Raw genomic sequence first — 18,770 nt, 5'->3', positions numbered from 1 at the left:
TTCGAAGATGGAAAAGACTCTCGACAATCAAGCCGCGATCGTCACCGGCGCCTCGCGCGGCATCGGCCGCGCGATCGCGCTGGAACTGGCGCGCCAGGGCGCGACGGTGATCGGCACGGCAACCAGCGAAGCGGGCGCGCAAGCCATCACGGCGGCGTTCGAGGAAGCAGGCGTGAAGGGTCGCGGCGCGGTCCTCAACGTCAACGATGCAGCTGCGGCAGAAGCGCTCATCGACGCGACGGTCAAGGAATTTGGCGCACTCGCGATTCTCGTCAACAATGCGGGCATCACGCAGGACAACCTGGCGATGCGCATGAAGGACGACGAGTGGGATTCGGTGATCGACACCAACCTGAAGTCGGTGTTCCGTCTCTCGCGCGCCGTGCTGCGCCCCATGATGAAGGCCAAGGGTGGCCGCATCATCAACATTACGTCGGTGGTCGGCTCGTCGGGCAACCCGGGCCAGGCCAACTACGCGGCGGCCAAGGCCGGCGTCGCGGGCATGACGCGCGCGCTCGCGCGCGAGATCGGCAGCCGCGGCATCACGGTGAATTGCGTGGCGCCGGGCTTCATCGATACCGACATGACCAAGGATCTGCCCGCTGAGCAGCAGGCCGCGCTCAAGCAGCAGATTCCGCTGGGACGTCTGGGCAGCCCGGAAGACATCGCTCATGCGGTGGCATTCCTGGCCTCGCCGCAGGCGGGCTATATCACGGGCACGACGATGCACGTGAACGGCGGCATGTATATGTCTTAACCGGATTCAGGTACTATCCGCGCCTTGAAGCATCCGACGAAAGGATCCGTTAGATGCGGGCGCGGACAGCCGTTCCGGAACCGCAGGTGCGCCGCTTTTCTGCCAGGTCAAACCTGATAAAATGCGCGCACTCGCATTCATGAGCTAACTTTTTTCCCTTGGAGGGGTAATGGACAACATCGAACAGCGCGTCAAGAAGATCGTCGCCGAACAACTGGGCGTCGCCGAAGCTGAAATCAAGAACGAAGCTTCGTTCGTGAACGATCTGGGCGCAGACTCGCTCGACACCGTCGAACTGGTGATGGCCCTCGAAGACGAATTCGGCATGGAAATCCCGGACGAGGAAGCCGAGAAGATCACGACGGTCCAGCAAGCTATCGACTACGCTCGCGCGAACGTCAAGGCCTAATCAGCCTTCTTCCTGTTGGGGCCGGGTGCGCCATCGGCGCGCCAGAAGTACCATCGGCCCGCAAGGACGCTCGCCCGTGAAACCGCGTACGGCCGCCGCACTCGTTGCGGGGCATCTGCCGGTCAACTAGCCACAGGGCTCACAGGAGCATTTCCTGTGGCCTCTGTGGCTTTTGTTTTTGTCATCTATGGAAAAGGGGTTACCGTGAGCCGCCGTCGAGTTGTTGTTACAGGCCTGGGGCTGATTTCGCCTGTTGGCAATAATGTTGCCGACGGCTGGGCCAATCTGGTCGCCGGCAAGTCTGGCATCGCCAACATCACGAAGTTCGACGCCACGAACTTCTCCACCCGCTTTGCGGGCGAAGTAAAGGGCTTCAACGTCGAAGAGTACATGCCGGCCAAGGAAGCGCGCCATATGGATACGTTTATCCATTACGGCATCGCTGCGGGCATGCAGGCGATCAAGGACAGTGGCCTCGAAGTCACCGAGGCGAACGCGGAGCGCATCGGCGTAAACGTCGGCTCGGGTATCGGCGGTCTGCCGATGATCGAAGTCACGCAAACCGAATTGCTCAACCGCGGCCCGCGCCGCATTTCGCCGTTCTTCGTGCCGGCCTCGATCATCAACATGATTTCGGGCCATCTTTCGATCAAGTTCGGCCTCAAGGGCCCGAACCTGTCGATGGTCACGGCCTGCACGACCGGCCTGCACTGTATCGGCGAAGCGGCGCGTTTGATCGAATACGGCGACTGCGACGTGATGATCGCCGGTGGTGCGGAATCGACCGTGTCGCCGCTCGGTATCGGCGGCTTTGCGGCGGCGCGCGCCCTGTCGCAGCGCAACGACGATCCGGCAACGGCGAGCCGTCCGTGGGACAAGGACCGTGATGGTTTCGTGCTCGGCGAAGGCGCCGGCGTGATGGTGCTCGAGGAGTACGAACACGCGAAGGCGCGCGGCGCGAAAATCTACGCGGAAATCGGCGGCTACGGCATGAGCGGTGATGCATTTCACATGACCGCTCCTCCGGAAGACGGCGACGGTGCACGTCGCTGCATGATCGCCGCGCTGAAGAACGCGGGCGTCAACGCCGACGAAGTGAACTGGCTCAGCGCCCATGGCACGTCGACGCCGCTGGGCGACCTCGCGGAAACCATCGCGATCAAGCGCGCGTTCGGCGACCATGCGAAGGACATCGTCGTGAACTCGACCAAGTCGATGACGGGCCACCTGCTGGGCGGCTCGGGCGGGCTGGAGTCGGTGTTCACGGTGCTGGCCGTGCACAACCAGGTGTCGCCGCCGACGATCAACATCTTCAACCAGGATCCTGCATGCGACCTGGACTACTGCGCGAACACCGCGCGGGACATGAAGATCGACGTCGCGCTGAAGAACTCGTTCGGCTTTGGCGGCACGAACGGCACGCTCGTCTTCAAGCGTCACGCCTAAGGCTTCGCGGCCCTGACGTGATCGCCCAGAGCGACACCGCGGCCGCGCCGGCGCAGCAGTCTTCGCCGGCCGGCCGCGACTCTCTTTCTGCTACGCGGCGCGTGCATGCGCCGCGTATGCCGCGTATCGCCTTGCGTCCGTCCTGGGTGATGCAGGCCTTGCTGCTTGCAGGTATTGCCGTTGCCGCGCTGGCGTTTTTTGCAACGCTCGCGCCGTGGTTGGGTGGCATCTGGCCGGCCTTGCCGCCTGCCTGCGCCCTGGCCGCGGCGGGTGGCCTTGCTTTCGCGGCATGGCGCCGTGCGCAGCCGGCTTTCGTCGAAATCGGCATTGACCGTTTCGCGGCGTTTTCGCGCTCCGGAGCCTGCCTCATGGATGGGCGACTGACTGGCGCGGCTCAGTGGGGCGGGGCGCTGCTTTCGCTGGTCGTGGAGGCGGGCGGACGCCGCAGCAGCGTTCTTGTCGCTGCCGATTCGGTCGATGCGGAGTCGTTCCGTCTGCTGGCGGTGGCGGCGCGCAGTGCGTCCGGACGTTGAATTCGCGTCTCTATCCGCGTTTTTCTTCGCGTTCTTCCTTCCGCTTTCTTCCTTCGCTTCGTCCTTTTTCCTTTCGGCTCTTGCGCTTGGGCAGGGCGTCCCCATTTAGCTTGGTTCCACCTCCAGCGGTGCGCTGTAAAGACTGTAACCGCTGTTACGCGCGTAACGTGGCGCCGTGGCGGTAACGCTACAATGAGGCCCCGCGTCCACTTCATGAGCTAACGGACTTTTCAGGTGAGCGAAAAAGAAATTGACCAGGTGCTGGTCGAGCGCGTGCAAAAAGGTGACAAGGCCGCGTTCGAACTGCTGGTCTCCAAGTACCACCGCAAGATCATCCGCCTGATCTCGCGCCTCGTGCGGGACCCCGCAGAGGTCGAGGACGTGGCCCAGGACGCCTTTATCAAGGCGTACCGGGCGCTGCCGCAGTTCCGTGGCGAATCCGCTTTCTATACGTGGTTGTACCGTATTGCGGTCAATACGGCGAAGAACTACCTTGCGACCCAGGGAAGACGCGCCCCCACCTCCACCGAAGCAGATGCAGAAGAAGCGGAAACTTTCTCGGACGCCGATCAACTAAGGGATATCAACACGCCCGAGTCGATGTTGATGAGCAAGCAGATCGCCCAGACGGTCAATGCTGCAATGGCGGTTCTACCGGAAGAATTGCGCACCGCCATTACTCTTCGGGAAATTGAAGGTTTGAGTTACGAGGAAATCGCTGAAATGATGGATTGCCCGATCGGCACTGTCAGGTCGCGAATTTTCCGCGCTCGCGAAGCCATTGCGGCAAAATTGCGTCCGCTGCTGGACACACCGGAAGGCAAGCGCTGGTAAAAAAGCCACGCTCGCGCCGGGCGCGCACGCAAGTCACTAAAGTGAGTGTGTCACTGCGGGGCTTTGTAAGAAAATGGGGAGCATCATGGGGTCGGTTTCGATGCAATCGGTGTCAAGCTCGCACGGCGAGCGTCTGTCCGCCTTTGTCGATGGCGAGTTTTCAGCCGATTTCGCTGCCGGATCGGCGACTGAAGCGCACGCGCATCTGAACGCTATTTTTTCCAGTCTCGACGACGAAGACCGCAAGGTCTGGTCGGCATACCACCTGATCGGCGACGCGCTGCGCTCGGACGACCTGGCGCTGAGCCCGGCCGCGAGCCAGTCGTTCATTGCCGGTTTTGCCGCGCGCTTCGAGGCCCAGCCGCACTTGCTGGCGCCTGCCGCCCTGGCGGCGGATACGGCCGTCAGCACGCATAACAGCCGCGTCGCGCGGATTCTCGCGCTGCGCCGTCGCGTCTTGCCGTCGCTGGCCGTGGCGGCTGCCGCAGCCACGCTCACATGGATCGTGGTGCCGCAGATGCGTGGCGTCGGTATGGCCGGCGGCCCGCAGATCGCCGCCCTGCAACCCGCGGGCGACAATGTCCAGCGCGTGGCCATGAACACCATGCCCGTGCAGACGGCTGCCGTTCAGGATGGCAATATCATCCGCGACGCGCAGCTGGACGCCTATCTCGAAGCGCACCAGCAGTTCGCGCAGCAGCCGGTCATGTCGGATTCGATGCCGCTGATCCGCTCTGCCGCCCTTACCACGCAAGGCCAGTGAGTCTGATGCAGACATTGCGGTTGAATAACAATGCATTCTGGGGGCGGTTGCCGGCATTCCTGTGCTGCGCAGCCGTGATGTTCACCGCGATGTCCGCCGCCACGCGTGCGCACGCACAAGGCACGTCGGCCGTTTCCGTAACGGATCCGGCCACGCGCCAGAGCGCTGCGCAGTGGCTCGACCGCATCCAGCAGGCCGCCCAGCAGCAGAATTACATCGGTACCTTCGTCTATCAGCGCGGCAACTACGTGCAGTCGTCGCGCATCACGCACTACGCGACGAAGAGCGACGGCGAGTTTGAGCAGCTCGAAAGCCTCGACGGCAAGCCGCGCAAGATGCTGCGCCACAACGACGATCTCTACACCTTCGTGCCCGAGCGCAAGCTCTGCGTGGTCGAAAAACGCCAGAACAAGGACGCGTTCCCGGCGTTGCTGGGCACCAGCGGCGAGCAGGTGTTGGCCGTCTACGAGCCGAAGATGCTCGGCACTGACCGCGTGGCCGGCATCGACAGCCAGGTCATCGAACTCGATCCCAAGGACGCTTACCGCTTCGCCTACAAGCTGTGGGCGGACGCGAAGACCGGTTTGCTGCTGCGCTCGCAGACGCTCGATCCGTCGAACGGCCAGGTGCTCCAGCAGCTCTCCTTTACGCAGGTGAGCATTGGCGTGCCGGTCGATAAGGCGCCGATTGCAGCCGGCATGCGTAACATCGCCGGCTGGACGGTGGTGCGGCCGCCGCTGCAAACCGTCGATATGCAAGCGCAGGGCTGGAACTTCGCGCAAACCGTGCCGGGCTTCGTCAAGATCCGCGAACTGCGCCGCCCGATGGCCGCGCGCGACGCCAGCGAGCCGCCGATCCCGGTCGATCAGGCCGTGTTTTCAGATGGCCTGTCCGCCGTCTCGGTGTTCGTCGAGCCGGTCGAGCACAACAGCCGCAAGGAAGGCGCGGGCAGCAACGGCGCGACCCACGTGCTGGTGAAGCGTAACGGCGATTACTGGATCACTTTGCTTGGCGAAGTGCCCCAGGCGACGTTGCAGCAATTCGCGTCTGCCATAGAATACAAGGCTCCCAAGTAACTCCTTCGGCCGACTACGATATGACGATCCTCCCGCTGCGCAAATTCTTCGCGGCCGCAGTGGTGGCGGTGTGCCTGCCTCTCGCCCCGCAGGTGGCAGCGGCGGCGCCTGCTGCCAATCTGCCAGACTTCACCGATCTCGTGGACAAGGTGGGTCCGTCGGTGGTCAATATCCGCACCACCACGCGCGTGACGCTTTCGCAGGGTGGCGGCGCGCTGCCACCGGGAATGGATAACGGCGACATGTCGGAATTCTTCCGTCGCTTCTTTGGCATTCCGTTGCCGCAGGGGCCGCAGGGCGGTCAGGGCGGTCAGGGCGGTCAGTCGCCGCGCGGCGGGCAGGGCGGCCAGGGTGGTCAAGGCAGCCAGGGCGGCCAGGATTCCGGCCCGGATAACGGCGACGAGCAAAACAGCGGCGTCGGTTCGGGCTTCATCATGACGAGCGACGGCTACGTGATGACCAACGCGCACGTCGTCGACGACGCCGACAGCATCTATGTCACGCTCACCGACAAGCGCGAATTCAAGGCCAGACTGATCGGCGTCGACGACCGCACGGATGTCGCCGTGGTCAAGATCCAGGCCAACAATCTGCCGGCCGTAAACGTCGGCGATTCGAACAAGGTGCGCGTGGGCGAGTGGGTGGTGGCCATCGGCTCGCCGTTCGGCCTCGAAAACACCGTGACCGCCGGCATCGTCAGCGCCAAGGGGCGTGACACCGGCGACTATCTGCCGTTCATCCAGACGGATGTGGCCGTGAACCCCGGCAACTCGGGCGGCCCGCTCATCAACATGCAGGGCGAGGTGATCGGCATCAACTCGCAGATCTATAGCCGCACGGGCGGCTTCATGGGTATCTCGTTCGCGATCCCGATCGACGAGGCGATGCGCGTGGCCGATCAGCTCAAGTCCACGGGCAAGGTAACGCGCGGCCGTATCGCCGTGGCGATCGGCGAAGTGACCAAGGACGTGGCCGATTCGCTCGGCCTGCCCAAGGCGCAGGGTGCGCTGGTGTCGAGCGTCGAACCGGGCGGCCCGGCCGAGAAGGCGGGCATTCAACCGGGCGACATCATCCTGAAGTTCAACGGCCAGTCGGTGGACACCGCGACCGATCTGCCGCGTATGGTGGGCGACACCAAGCCGGGCAGCAAGGCGACCGTGACGGTCTGGCGCAAGGGACAGACGCGCGATCTGCCGATCACGATCGCAGAAATGCAGACGGACAAGGGCGCCAAAGCCGACCAGAAGAAGGCACCGGAGCCGAAGCCGCGCGCGGCCAACGCGCTGGGTCTTTCGGTCACGGATATTCCGGCCGACCAGTTGAGCCAGCTCAAGATCAAGGGTGGCGTGGTGGTCGATTCGGTGGACGGTCCGGCGGCGCGCGCCGGTTTGCAAAAGGGCGACATCATCCTGCGCGTGGGCGACACCGATATCGCCAACGCGAAGCAGTTCCAGGACGTCACCGCGCATCTGGACCCGCAAAAGATGGTCGCGATTCTCGTGCGTCGGGGCGACAATACGCAGTTCGTGCCGATCCGCCCGCGCGGTCCGGCGCAGAAATAAGCCAGTAATAGAATCTAAACAATAGAAGCAAAAGCAAGCGAGTCAGCACCATGCCCAGCACGCCCATGCGCACCTCGACCGCCACCCAGCCTCGCGCGGTGGCGCGCGCAAGCGCGCATCTGGTCCTCTACGGCCGGGCGTGGTGCCATCTCTGCGAGGAAATGCGCGAAGCGCTCGAACCGCTAACCGTGGCGGCGGGCGCGCGTCTCGATGTGATCGATGTCGATTCCGACCCCGAACTCGTCGCGCGCTACGACGAACTGGTGCCGGTGCTGGTCTGTGACGGCATCGAACTGTGTCGTTATCGCCTGGACGAGGCGCGCGTGCGCGCCACGCTGGGACTGAGCGCCGACGCGCCCTACGTGCCACAAAAGCCGCCGAGCGGGACCTGACGAAGCGTTTTTGTCGCTCGTCAACCCGGCCGTAAGGTCACGTCCCTGGCACAACACCTGCAGGAGTTCAACGCAGGGTTCGCCTGTGACACCCCTTTTCGGCTAAAATAGTTCGGTTTTTCATCTGTTTACGAGGCGTGCCCAGCTATCGTTGGGGCGCGCCTTTTTCGCTTGATCGGCACTGAATGGATCATATTCGTAACTTCTCGATCATTGCGCACATCGACCATGGCAAGTCGACGCTCGCCGATCGCATCATCCAACTGTGCGGCGGCTTGTCCGACCGCGAAATGGAAGCGCAGGTGCTCGACTCGATGGATCTCGAGCGCGAGCGCGGCATCACGATCAAGGCGCAGACCGCCGCCCTCGCGTACAAGGCGCGTGACGGCAAGGTCTACAACCTGAACCTGATCGACACGCCGGGCCACGTCGACTTCTCCTACGAAGTCAGCCGCTCGCTGTCAGCGTGCGAAGGCGCGCTGCTTGTCGTCGACGCCAGTCAGGGCGTGGAAGCGCAGACCGTGGCGAACTGCTACACGGCGATCGAACTCGGCGTGGAAGTCGTGCCGGTGCTCAACAAGATCGACCTGCCCGCCGCCAATCCCGAAAACGCCATCGAGGAAATCGAGGACGTGATCGGCATCGACGCGACCGACGCCACGCGCTGCAGCGCGAAGACCGGCCTCGGCGTGGAGGACGTGCTCGAATCGATCATCGCCAAGGTGCCGCCGCCCAAGGGCGACCCTGAAGCGCCGTTGCAGGCGCTGATCATCGACTCGTGGTTCGACAACTACGTCGGCGTGGTCATGCTCGTGCGTATCGTCAACGGCACGCTGCGTCCGAAGGACAAGATCAAGCTGATGGCCACCGGCGCCCAGTATCCGGTCGAGCACGTCGGCGTGTTCGCGCCGAAGTCGCGCGACCTGGAATCGCTGTCGGCGGGGCAGGTGGGCTTCATCATCGCGGGCATCAAGGAACTCGCCGCCACCAAGGTGGGCGATACCGTCACGCTCGTGAACCGTCCCGCGCCGGAGCCGCTGCCCGGCTTCAAGGAAGTCAAGCCACAGGTGTTCGCGGGTCTTTATCCGGTCGAGGCGAACCAGTACGACGCGCTGCGCGAATCGCTCGAAAAGCTCAAACTCAACGACGCCTCGCTGCAGTACGAGCCGGAAGTGTCGCAGGCGCTGGGCTTCGGCTTCCGCTGCGGCTTCCTGGGCCTCTTGCACATGGAAATCGTGCAGGAGCGGCTGGAGCGCGAGTTCGACATGGATCTCATCACCACGGCGCCCACCGTGGTCTATGAAGTCGTGCAGGCCGACGGCACGCTGATCAAGGTCGAGAACCCGGCGAAGATGCCGGAGCCTTCGAAGATCGCTGAAATCCGCGAGCCTATCGTCACGGTCAACCTGTACATGCCGCAGGACTATGTGGGTTCGGTGATCACGCTTTGTACGCAGAAGCGCGGCAGCCAGATCAACATGCAGTACCACGGCCGTCAGGTGCAGCTGACGTACGAAATCCCGATGGCGGAAATCGTGCTCGACTTTTTCGATCGCCTGAAGTCGGTGTCGCGCGGCTATGCGTCGATGGACTACGAGTTCAAGGAATATCGCAACGCGGACGTCGTGAAGGTCGACATGCTGATCAACAGCGAGAAGGTCGATGCGCTGTCCATCATCGTGCACCGTTCGCAGTCGCAGTATCGCGGCCGCGAAGTGGCGGCGAAGATGCGTGAGATCATTCCGCGCCAGATGTACGACGTGGCGATTCAGGCTGCGATCGGCGCGCACATCATCGCGCGCGAGAACATCAAGGCACTGCGCAAGAACGTGCTGGCCAAGTGCTATGGCGGCGACATCTCGCGTAAGAAGAAGCTCCTTGAGAAGCAGAAGGAAGGCAAGAAGCGCATGAAGCAGGTTGGCTCCGTGGAAATTCCGCAGGAAGCCTTCCTTGCGATTCTGCGCGTAGAAGATAAATAAGCCCGCAAATAAGCCGAACAACGGACCACTACATGAATTTTGCGCTGATCCTTTTTGTGCTCGTCATCTTGACGGGCATCGCGTGGGTTGCAGACAAGCTGGTTTTCATGCCACGCCGGCGCCTCGCCGCCGATGCGGCCGTTGCCGAGTTCGACCGGCAGCAGCAACGTGTGGGCGAGCGTTTCGCCGACGAAAATGCGCCGGTTACGCGTCAGAACCTGCGTAACGAAAAGCTGCGCCAGCCGTGGTGGCTTGAATACACGGCGAGCTTCTTCCCGGTTATCCTGGTCGTGTTCCTCGTGCGTTCGTTCGTGGTGGAACCGTTCAAGATTCCCTCGGGATCGATGGTGCCCACGCTGCTGGTGGGCGACTTCATCCTCGTGAACAAGTTTGACTACGGCGTTCGCCTGCCGATCACCAACACGAAGATCACGCAGGGCCGTCCGCTCGAACGTGGCGACGTGGTGGTGTTCCGCTACCCGAAGGACGAGTCGGTCGACTACATCAAGCGTGTGATCGGCCTGCCGGGCGACGTGGTGGCGTATCAGGACAAGCAGCTCACGATCAACGGCCAGCCGGTGCCTGAAACACCCCAGGCCGATTACTTCGACGAAGAGCGCATTGGTTACGCGAAGCAGTTCACGGAAGATCTTGGCCATGGCCGCAAGAACAACATCTTGAACAACCCCGCCGTGCCGCCGTTCGTGGTCGGCGCGGATGATTATCCGTATCGCGACAACTGTCAGTACAACGCCCGCGGCGTGATCTGCAAGGTGCCGGCCGGCCATTACTTCATGATGGGCGACAACCGCGACAACAGCGCGGACAGCCGCTACTGGGGCTTCGTGCCCGACGCGAATATCGTCGGCCGCGCGTTCTTCATCTGGATGAACTTCAGCAGCCTGAAGCGCATCGGTTCGTTCGAGTAACACGCATCGTGCGCTGTGCGCGTGACGATTGATGCCTGGTTGATGCTCAATTCGATCGCTACGCGCCACGCATCTTCGCGCGCTACTTGAAGAACCCGCGGCAACGCCGCTTCATTACGGTTTTTCGCCCGCCGCCCCGCGTTTTCGCTGGGGGCGGCGGGCGCGTTATACTCTGCCCATGCCCCAATCTCCGTTGGAAAGCCGGCTGCGCTACGAATTTCGCAATGCGGAATTGTTGCGCCAGGCTCTCACCCACCGCAGTCACAGTGCCACGCATAACGAACGCCTCGAATTTCTCGGTGATTCGGTTCTGAATTGCGCGGTGGCGGCCCTATTGTTCCAACGTTTTGGCAAGCTGGACGAAGGCGATCTATCGCGCGTGCGCGCGAATCTGGTCAAGCAGCAGTCGCTGTACGAAATCGCTCAGGCCCTGAATATTGCCGATGGCCTGCGTCTGGGCGAAGGCGAACTGCGCAGCGGCGGCTTCCGCCGCCCGTCCATCCTGGCTGATGCGCTGGAAGCCATCTTCGGTGCGATTTTCCTCGACGGCGGCTTCGACGCCGCCCAGACGGTCATCAAACGCCTTTACGTGCCGATCCTCGATCACATCGACCCGCGCACGCTCGGCAAAGACTCCAAGACGCTGCTGCAGGAATACCTGCAAGGCCACAAGATCGCGCTGCCCACCTATACGGTGGTGGCGACCCATGGCGCGGCGCACAATCAGCAGTTCGAAGTCGAATGCACGGTGCCCAAGCTCGATGTGAAAGTGTCGGGTTCGGGCGCAAGCCGTCGCGCGGCCGAGCAGGCCGCCGCGAAGAAGGCGCTCGACGAGGTGATGGCCGCGGCTCCCGCGCTGGTCGCCAAGCCGCGTCGCTCGAAAGGTGCACGCGCGCCCAAGGCCGAGCTTGAAGTCGTGCCGGGTGTGACCGGCGTGCAGGGCGCACTCGATCTGCGTGCGCCGGAGCGCCGTGCGCGCGGTGAACGCCCGACAACCGTTGCTGCGGCTGCCGCGGCGGCAGCGAGTACAGAAGCCGCGCCGCTCGCGGTGATCCGTGCCGCGCATGTGCAGGACAAAGCCGCTGAAAAGGGCGCTGAAAAGGCCGACCGCTTCGACGCCGTGCCTTCGGCCGCCTCGATCGCATCGCGTGTTTCGCGCAATCGTGAGACGCAACATGGCGCCCAGGACGACAAGACGTCGTCCGGCACCGCCGAAACCAGCGCCGACATCGGCGCGGCCGTGCCCGTGCGCGCGGCCGATGCCGGCCACTGATTCCACCCGGGCGCGCAACAACTGCGCGCCCCGTTTTCTTTTCCTGGTCCGATCATGAACGCACCTACCACCACTCCTGCCGGCTTCCGCTGCGGCATGGTCGCGATCGTCGGCCGTCCGAACGTCGGCAAATCCACGCTGATGAATGCGCTCGTCGGCCAGAAGATCAGCATTACCTCGCGCAAGGCGCAGACCACGCGCCACCGCATCACCGGCATCAACACGACGGCAGACGCGCAGTACATCTTCGTCGATACGCCGGGCTTCCAGACGCGTCACAGCACGGCGCTCAATCGCTCGCTGAACCGCGCCGTGACCTCGACGCTGAGTTCCGTCGATGCCGTGCTGTTCGTGATCGAAGCGGGCAAGTTTGGCCCGGACGACCAGCGCGTGCTGGACCTGATTCCGCCGAACGCCCCCACGATTCTGATCGCCAACAAGATCGATGTCGTCAAGGACAAGGCCACGCTCTATCCGTTTATCCAGGAAGTGCAGAAGCTGCGCGATTTCCGCGAGATCGTGCCGCTGTCGGCCAAGAACGTCGACGACATCAAGCGTCTGCTGGAGACGCTCAAGCCCTATCTGCCCGAAGGCGAACCGATCTACGGCGAAGACGATCTGACCGATCGCAGCGAACGCTTCCTCGCCGCAGAAATCCTGCGTGAAAAAGTGTTCCGCTGGACCGGCGACGAACTGCCGTACACCAGCACCGTGATCATCGACAAGTTCGAGCAGGAAGGGCGTCTGCGCCGCATCTTCGCCACCATCCTGGTCGAGCGCGACACCCAGAAGGCCATGGTGATCGGCCAGAAGGGCGCCAAGCTCAAGCAGATCAGCACCGAAGCGCGTCTCGACATGGAAAAGCTTTTCGACGGTCCCGTGTATCTCGAAACCTTCGTGAAGGTGAAGAGCGGCTGGGCCGACAACGAAGCTGGCCTGCGCGCCTACGGCTACGAGTAAGGCGCGACCGCGCCGCCTCGACAGCGACAGCAACCCAGCGACAGCAATCTCAAGGTGCGAGTGAGCGGGCATGAGTGACGGCGAGGCCGGAACCCTGAACGACGACTGGTCCGCGCCCGACGCGGGCGCCGACGACGCCGCCGATGCCGGGTTCGAATCGCCCGGCGGCGGCGCCACGCGCGCGCGCCGCGCATCCAGCGCGAAAAGTGGCAGCGGCGGCAACCGCACGCGCGCGTCGTCGGCGGGCGAGCGCGACATGAGCGAAGGCGCCGATGCCACGCTCGAACGCCGTCCGGATGCCCGTACTCCGCGCAAAACCACCGCACGCTCGCAGTTACCGCGCGCTTCACGCAGCGCGGCATCGGATTATCGCGTTTCCGAGCAGCCCGCCTTCGTGCTGCACAGCTATCCGTACCGCGAAACCAGCCTCATCATCGACGTGCTCTCGCGCGATCATGGCCGCGTCGCGCTGGTCGCGAAGGGTGCGAAGCGTCCGCACTCGGCCTTGCGCGGTGTGCTGCAGACCTTCCAGCCGCTCACGCTGAACTGGACCGGCAAGGGCGAAGTGCGCACGCTCACCGGCGCTGAATGGGTGGGCGGCATGCTGCCTTTGGCGGGCGACGCGCTGCTGTGCGGCTTCTACGTCAACGAGCTGCTGGTCAAGTTTCTCGCCCGCGAAGACCCGCATCCCGGGCTCTTCAATCATTACGTCGTCACGCTCACGCGCCTCGCGCACGATCTGCCGGCCGTGCAGGTGCTGCGTTCGTTCGAGCGCGTCTTGCTGCGCGACACCGGCTACGCGCTGGCGCTCAACCGCACCGTCAATCGCAGGACCGTGGTGGCCGAAGGCCGCTACGTGTTCGATCCCGAGCGCGGCGTGCGCGAGGCGTCCGCCGAATGGCCCGCGCAGTGGCCCGTGCTGTCGGGCCAGACATTGCTCGATATGGAAGAGGACGATTACCATCGACCCCAGACCGTCGCGCAGAGCAAGGCGCTGATGCGTTTCCTGCTGAACACTTACCTTGGCGGCACGCCGCTCGCGACGCGCCAGATCCTGATCGACCTGCAGAACCTATGAGCTTCTTCCTGACTTCGCCCAACGTGATCGACCTCGGCATCAACATCGACCACGTCGCCACGCTGCGCAACGCGCGCGGCACGGCCTATCCAGATCCGATCCGCGCGGCGCTGCTTGCCGAAGAAGCGGGCGCCGATGCGATCACGCTGCATCTGCGCGAGGACCGCCGTCACATCGTCGATGCCGACGTGCGCAAGCTGCGTCCGCTGCTCAAGACACGCATGAACCTGGAATGCGCGGTGACGGCTGAAATGCTCGACATCGCCTGCGAGATCAAGCCGCATGACGTTTGCCTCGTGCCCGAAAAGCGCGCGGAACTGACGACCGAAGGCGGTCTGGACGTGGCGGGCCAGTTCGAAGCCGTCAAGGCCGCATGCCGCCAGTTGGCCGATGCGGGCATCCGCGTGTCGCTGTTCATCGACGCCGATGAAACGCAGATTCGCGCCGCGCAGGAAGCCGGCGCGCCGGTGATCGAGCTGCACACGGGCCGCTACGCCGAAGCGCACGAAGCCGCCGAACAGCAGCGCGAATACGAGCGCGTGGTGGCGGGCGTGAATTGCGGCGTGGGTCTGGGCATCAAGGTCAACGCGGGCCACGGCCTGCATTACACCAACGTGCAGCAGATCGCGGCCATCGAAGGCATCCATGAACTCAATATCGGCCACGCCGTGGTCGCGCATGCGATCTTCGCGGGCTGGGAGAACGCGGTGCGCGAGATGAAGGCGATCATGGTGGCGGCGCGCCTCGCCGCCACGCGCGGCTGAGTCCGGCTGCTCTCGAAGCCAACCACGACAAATCACAGCGAATCACGACGCACGACGACGCACAAAGAGGAACGCATGGCGATCTACGGCATCGGCACCGACATCATCCAGATCAGCCGCGTCGCGGCGACGATGGAGCGCACCGGCGGACGTTTTGCCGAGCGCATCCTCGGCCCCGACGAGCTCAAGGTGTACCACGCGCGCAAGGCGCGCTCGGAAGTACGCGGCCTCGCGTATCTGTGCACGCGCTTTTCCGCGAAGGAAGCCTTCTCGAAGGCGATCGGCCTGGGCATCCATATGCCGATGACCTGGCGCGCCGTGCAGACGCTCAACGCACCAGGCGGCAAGCCTTATATGGTGGCCTCGGGGGAACTTGCGCTCTGGCTGGAGGAGCGCGGCATCACCACGCAGGTCACGATCACCGACGAGCGCGACTATGCCGTCTCGTTCGTGATCGCCGAGACCGATCAACCGCAGCGCTGAATCCCATCCGCCGCGCGGCCACGTGCTTGACTTGCCGCGCGGCTTCAAAGAACGAAAAATCGATGAAACGAATTCCCGGACCCGTCATGCTCGACGTGGTCGGCACCACGCTCAACGATGACGACGTGCGCCGCCTCGCGCATCCCTCCACCGGCGGCGTGATCCTGTTTGCGCGCCACTACGAGAACCGCGCGCAGCTCGTCGCGCTCACCGATGCGATCCGCGCAGTGCGCAACGATCTGCTTATCGCGGTGGACCACGAAGGCGGCCGCGTGCAGCGCTTTCGCACCGATGGTTTCACCGTGCTGCCCGCGATGGGGCGCCTGGGCGCGCTTTGGGACAAGGATGTGCTGCTCGCCACCAAGCTCGCGACCGCGGTGGGCTACATTCTGGCGGCGGAACTGCGCGCCTGCGGCATCGACCTGTCCTTCACGCCGGTGCTCGATCTGGGCTACGGCCAGTCGAAAGTGGTGGGTGACCGCGCGTTCCATCGCGACCCGCGCGTCGTCACCCTGCTCGCCAAGAGCCTGAATCACGGGCTCGCGCTCGCGGGGATGGCGAACTGCGGCAAGCATTTCCCCGGGCACGGTTTCGCGAGCGCCGATTCGCACGTCGCGGTGCCGGTGGACGAGCGTCCGCTCGAATCGATTCTTGGCGAAGATGCGCAGCCTTACGACTGGCTCGGTCTGTCGCTAGCGGCGGCGATGCCTGGCCACGTGATCTATCCGAAGGTCGATGCCCGACCGGCCGGCTTCTCGCGCATCTGGGTGCAGGAGATCCTGCGCGATCGTCTGCGTTTCACGGGCGCGATTTTTAGCGACGATCTGTCGATGGAAGCGGCGCGCCAGGGTGGCACGCTGACCGAAGGCGCACGCGCCGCGCTGGAGGCGGGCTGCGACATGGTGCTGATCTGTAACCAGCCGCACGAAGCGGAGAAGGTGCTCGACGCGCTGCGCTCCGAGGAACCGTCTCGCGAGCGCAAGGCGTCCGCGAAACGCATCAAAAAGCTCCAGGGGCGCGGCAAGGCGCTGAGCTGGGACAAGCTGCTAGCCGATCCGGCCTATCTGTCGGCCCTGGCGCTATTGCGCAGCGTGATGCCCTGATTGAACGCGGCGCGGCACACCTGCCGCGCTGAAAGCCAAACGGCGGCGCCTTCGATCACGAAGGGCCGCCGTTTTCGCGTGCGTGGCGTTCAGCTGATTTCCGTCAGTTGAGGCGCATGCGCTGCAACTTGTTGTAGAGCGTCTTTGGGCTGATGCCGAGCAGCGAAGCCGCACGATGGCGCGTGCCGCCCACTGCATCGAGCGTGGCGCGGATCAGCATTTCCTCGACATCGGCGAGCGGCGTGCCCACCGTCACCTGCACGCGGCCGCCATTGGCATCGCGACTCGACGCGCCGCTGCCTTCCTCGGCCTGCAGTGTTTCGAGCACGTCGCCCGAGGCATGCCAGGCGCGTTTCACGCGTTCGTGAAGCTCGCGCACATTGCCGGGCCAGTCGTAGGCCAGACACTCGCGCACGAAGGAGGGCGCCACGAGCCGCGTGATGCCCGTCAGGCCACGCGTATGCGCGTCCAGATTCAGTTCGTCGACGCAGGCTGCGGCGAGCAGCGCGGCGTCTTCCTCGCGCTCGCGCAGCGGCGGCAGTTGCAGTGACGCCGCGTCGAGGCGCAGCCACAGGTCTTCGTGCAGCATGCCCTGCTGCACGGCGTCGCGCGGCACTGCGCGAGTGGCGGCGATGAGGCGGAAATCGGTGCCCACTTCGCTGCTGCCGCCCACGCGCATGAAGGTCTGCGAGTCGAGCGCGCGCAGCAGCGCTTCCTGCTGCTGGCGCGGCAGCTCGGTGAGTTCGTCGATGAAGAGCGTACCGCCGCTTGCCTGATCGACCAGACCCGGTTCGCGCTGCTCGGCGCCATTGAACGCACCGCGCTCATGGCCGAACAGGATGCTTGCCAGCGGGCGACCGCTGGCGGCTTCGGCGGCCAGCGAGCGCGCGTCGCACACCACGAACGGCCCCTTGCGGCGACGGCTCAACTGATGCAGCGTGCGCGCCGCGACTTCCTTGCCGGTGCCGGGCTCGCCGTGCACGAGGATCGCCGATTCCGTGGGCGCGAGTTGCTCGATCGCGTCGTAGACGTGCTGGATCGCGCTGCTGCGCCCGAGCATCGGGCCGAAGCGGCCGAGCAGGCGCAGGTTTTCGCGCAGCGTGCGGACCTCTTCGGTCAGCTCGTACGGACGCGGGATGCGCGCGAGCAGGCTGCGCAGGCGCGGAATGTTGACGGGTTTGAGCAGGTAGTCCCAGATGCCGTGGCGCAGGCCTTCGATCGCGCTTTCGACCGTCGCGTTGCCGGTCATCACGATCACGGGCAGCGCGCCGCCGGGCGGCTGGGCGGGCAGGTGGGGCAACAGTTCGAGGCCGCCGCCATCGGGCAGATTCAGGTCGACGAGCACGACATCGGGGATGAAGCGTCCGAGTGCGGCGCGCGCGTCGGCCAGAGTGGCAGCGGTGTCGACGGAGAAACCGTCGGCGGCCAGGATGGCGGAGAGGCCTGACAGGCTATTAGGATCGTCTTCGACAATCAGGGCGTGTGGCATGGCGGAATCGGCTTACCGATGGGCGAGAAACGGAGCGCAAAGCGACCGTACCGACGCGACCGTACACGCCGGGTCGCGGCACGGTGCGACAGGCGCGACGTAGCGGCGCGACAGGGCGCGGCACGATGCGGAATTAGTCACCGAGAACACCTGCGTGTCTCGATCCAGATTGTTCAGTTCCGGTCCTCCCCAGATTGGCACGTTGCAGACTGCGCTGGCTGCGGATTTTTTCGAATCGCCGGAGGCGCTTCCTGAGTCGATTAAGCGCTCACCGATCCGGTTTGACGTCATTCGCCCGCACACCAGTCGCGCCTTGCTCGGCGCGCAGACCCCGACGTCGCGTGGCGACGTGGGCCGTACTACCCCCATGCTGCAGGTCCGTCGGCAACCGTGTCGCGCATGCGAGCCGCGGTTGTCGCGGACCAACCTGTAACCTGCTTTGTTAGTCCTGCTTTGCTACTCGATTGCCAGTCAATTCGTCGCCAGCCGATGCGCCCAAGTCGCCGACAGGCTCACTCGTCGAACGGCCGATGCGCATCGAACCAGCGCTTCACTTCCAGTTCCGCTTCGTCACGCGTCTTGCCATAGCGCTCCTGGATCAAGCCTGCGAGGCGATCGGCGCGTCCTTCGGCCTTGGTGAGTTCGTCGTCCGTCAACTCGCCCCATGCAGCCTTGGCCTTGCCGATCAGTTGCTTCCACTTGCCTGCTGCGATGTCGTTGTTCATCGTGTTTCTCCTGGTTTCGATTGAAGGACGCGCTCGCGCGCTATCTCAAAAGACAACCAGCAGAAACCATGCCATGAGCGCCTGGCCTTGCTGCTGCACCATGCGGCAATTTCAGGCGACTGCTAGACCGGTAAGGTTTTCCCATGCAGTCACAAACATACACGTTCGGGAAAAAAAGAAAAAGCGCCCCGAGGGGCGCTTTTACGATTGCATCC

Annotated in this window: 19 protein-coding genes; 17 read left to right on the top strand and 2 right to left on the bottom strand. The window is 64.1% G+C overall.

Annotation, left to right across the window (positions count from 1 at the left end; genetic code table 11):
• Window positions 1-7 precede the first annotated feature (7 nt).
• The 17 genes from fabG (at window position 8) to nagZ (ending at window position 16,341) form a co-directional block, all read left to right on the top strand.
• Complete coding sequence (fabG, locus tag F4827_RS00610) at window positions 8-757, top strand: 3-oxoacyl-ACP reductase FabG (RefSeq protein ID WP_167058998.1); 750 nt, start codon at window positions 8-10, stop codon at window positions 755-757.
• 169 nt (window positions 758-926) lie between these two features.
• Window positions 927-1,166: an acyl carrier protein gene (acpP, locus tag F4827_RS00605; RefSeq protein ID WP_004197638.1), complete on the top strand. Its 240-nt coding sequence runs from the start codon at window positions 927-929 to the stop codon at window positions 1,164-1,166.
• 204 nt (window positions 1,167-1,370) lie between these two features.
• On the top strand, window positions 1,371-2,612 hold the full coding sequence (gene fabF / locus F4827_RS00600; protein WP_183720979.1) for a beta-ketoacyl-ACP synthase II: 1,242 nt from the start codon (window positions 1,371-1,373) through the stop codon (window positions 2,610-2,612).
• A 116-nt stretch (window positions 2,613-2,728) separates the two neighbouring features.
• Window positions 2,729-3,145: a protein YgfX gene (locus F4827_RS00595; protein WP_183720982.1), complete on the top strand. Its 417-nt coding sequence runs from the start codon at window positions 2,729-2,731 to the stop codon at window positions 3,143-3,145.
• A 234-nt stretch (window positions 3,146-3,379) separates the two neighbouring features.
• On the top strand, window positions 3,380-3,979 hold the full coding sequence (gene rpoE, locus F4827_RS00590; protein ID WP_167059007.1) for an RNA polymerase sigma factor RpoE: 600 nt from the start codon (window positions 3,380-3,382) through the stop codon (window positions 3,977-3,979).
• Window positions 3,980-4,064: 85 nt separating this feature from the next.
• The gene (locus F4827_RS00585) at window positions 4,065-4,742 is read left to right on the top strand and encodes a sigma-E factor negative regulatory protein (RefSeq protein WP_183720985.1); all 678 of its coding nucleotides are present in this window, start codon (window positions 4,065-4,067) and stop codon (window positions 4,740-4,742) included.
• Window positions 4,743-4,747: 5 nt separating this feature from the next.
• Window positions 4,748-5,818: a MucB/RseB C-terminal domain-containing protein gene (locus F4827_RS00580; RefSeq protein ID WP_183720988.1), complete on the top strand. Its 1,071-nt coding sequence runs from the start codon at window positions 4,748-4,750 to the stop codon at window positions 5,816-5,818.
• A 20-nt stretch (window positions 5,819-5,838) separates the two neighbouring features.
• On the top strand, window positions 5,839-7,380 hold the full coding sequence (locus F4827_RS00575; RefSeq protein WP_183720991.1) for a DegQ family serine endoprotease: 1,542 nt from the start codon (window positions 5,839-5,841) through the stop codon (window positions 7,378-7,380).
• Window positions 7,381-7,445: 65 nt separating this feature from the next.
• Complete coding sequence (locus tag F4827_RS00570; RefSeq protein WP_183721368.1) at window positions 7,446-7,772, top strand: glutaredoxin family protein; 327 nt, start codon at window positions 7,446-7,448, stop codon at window positions 7,770-7,772.
• A gap of 185 nt (window positions 7,773-7,957) precedes the next feature.
• Window positions 7,958-9,751, top strand: coding sequence for a translation elongation factor 4 (gene lepA / locus F4827_RS00565; protein ID WP_183720995.1), 1,794 nt, complete (start codon window positions 7,958-7,960; stop codon window positions 9,749-9,751).
• A 32-nt stretch (window positions 9,752-9,783) separates the two neighbouring features.
• The gene (lepB, locus tag F4827_RS00560; protein WP_183720998.1) at window positions 9,784-10,680 is read left to right on the top strand and encodes a signal peptidase I; all 897 of its coding nucleotides are present in this window, start codon (window positions 9,784-9,786) and stop codon (window positions 10,678-10,680) included.
• A 178-nt stretch (window positions 10,681-10,858) separates the two neighbouring features.
• Window positions 10,859-11,953, top strand: a complete 1,095-nt coding sequence (gene rnc, locus F4827_RS00555; RefSeq protein WP_183721001.1) for a ribonuclease III — start codon at window positions 10,859-10,861, stop codon at window positions 11,951-11,953.
• A gap of 54 nt (window positions 11,954-12,007) precedes the next feature.
• A complete protein-coding gene (era, locus tag F4827_RS00550) occupies window positions 12,008-12,913 on the top strand; it encodes a GTPase Era (protein ID WP_183721004.1) in 906 nt (301 codons plus the stop codon).
• 256 nt (window positions 12,914-13,169) lie between these two features.
• Complete coding sequence (recO, locus tag F4827_RS00545; protein ID WP_183721371.1) at window positions 13,170-13,991, top strand: DNA repair protein RecO; 822 nt, start codon at window positions 13,170-13,172, stop codon at window positions 13,989-13,991.
• Window positions 13,988-14,755, top strand: a complete 768-nt coding sequence (gene pdxJ, locus F4827_RS00540; RefSeq protein ID WP_183721007.1) for a pyridoxine 5'-phosphate synthase — start codon at window positions 13,988-13,990, stop codon at window positions 14,753-14,755. The genes recO and pdxJ overlap by 4 nt, the downstream gene beginning before the upstream one ends.
• Window positions 14,756-14,830: 75 nt before the next feature.
• Window positions 14,831-15,238 carry a holo-ACP synthase gene (gene acpS, locus F4827_RS00535; protein ID WP_167059029.1) on the top strand — a complete coding sequence of 136 codons (408 nt, stop codon included), beginning with the start codon at window positions 14,831-14,833 and terminating at the stop codon, window positions 15,236-15,238.
• A gap of 62 nt (window positions 15,239-15,300) precedes the next feature.
• Window positions 15,301-16,341: a beta-N-acetylhexosaminidase gene (gene nagZ / locus F4827_RS00530; RefSeq protein WP_183721010.1), complete on the top strand. Its 1,041-nt coding sequence runs from the start codon at window positions 15,301-15,303 to the stop codon at window positions 16,339-16,341.
• A 103-nt stretch (window positions 16,342-16,444) separates the two neighbouring features.
• Here nagZ and F4827_RS00525 read toward each other — a convergent pair whose 3' ends face one another.
• Together F4827_RS00525 and F4827_RS00520 are read right to left on the bottom strand one after the other, a co-directional pair.
• On the bottom strand, window positions 16,445-17,830 hold the full coding sequence (locus tag F4827_RS00525; RefSeq protein ID WP_183721013.1) for a sigma-54 dependent transcriptional regulator: 1,386 nt from the start codon (window positions 17,828-17,830) through the stop codon (window positions 16,445-16,447).
• Window positions 17,831-18,342: 512 nt separating this feature from the next.
• Window positions 18,343-18,555 (bottom strand): CsbD family protein, encoded by a 213-nt coding sequence (locus F4827_RS00520; RefSeq protein WP_183721016.1) that lies wholly within the window; start codon window positions 18,553-18,555, stop codon window positions 18,343-18,345.
• Window positions 18,556-18,770 lie beyond the last annotated feature (215 nt).

It is taken from the genome of Paraburkholderia bannensis (assembly GCF_014200455.1).
GTDB classification, from domain to species: Bacteria; Pseudomonadota; Gammaproteobacteria; order Burkholderiales; family Burkholderiaceae; genus Paraburkholderia; species Paraburkholderia bannensis_A.
Note: the sequence above shows the minus strand (reverse complement) of the source record. Positions and strands in the feature narration are given on the sequence as shown.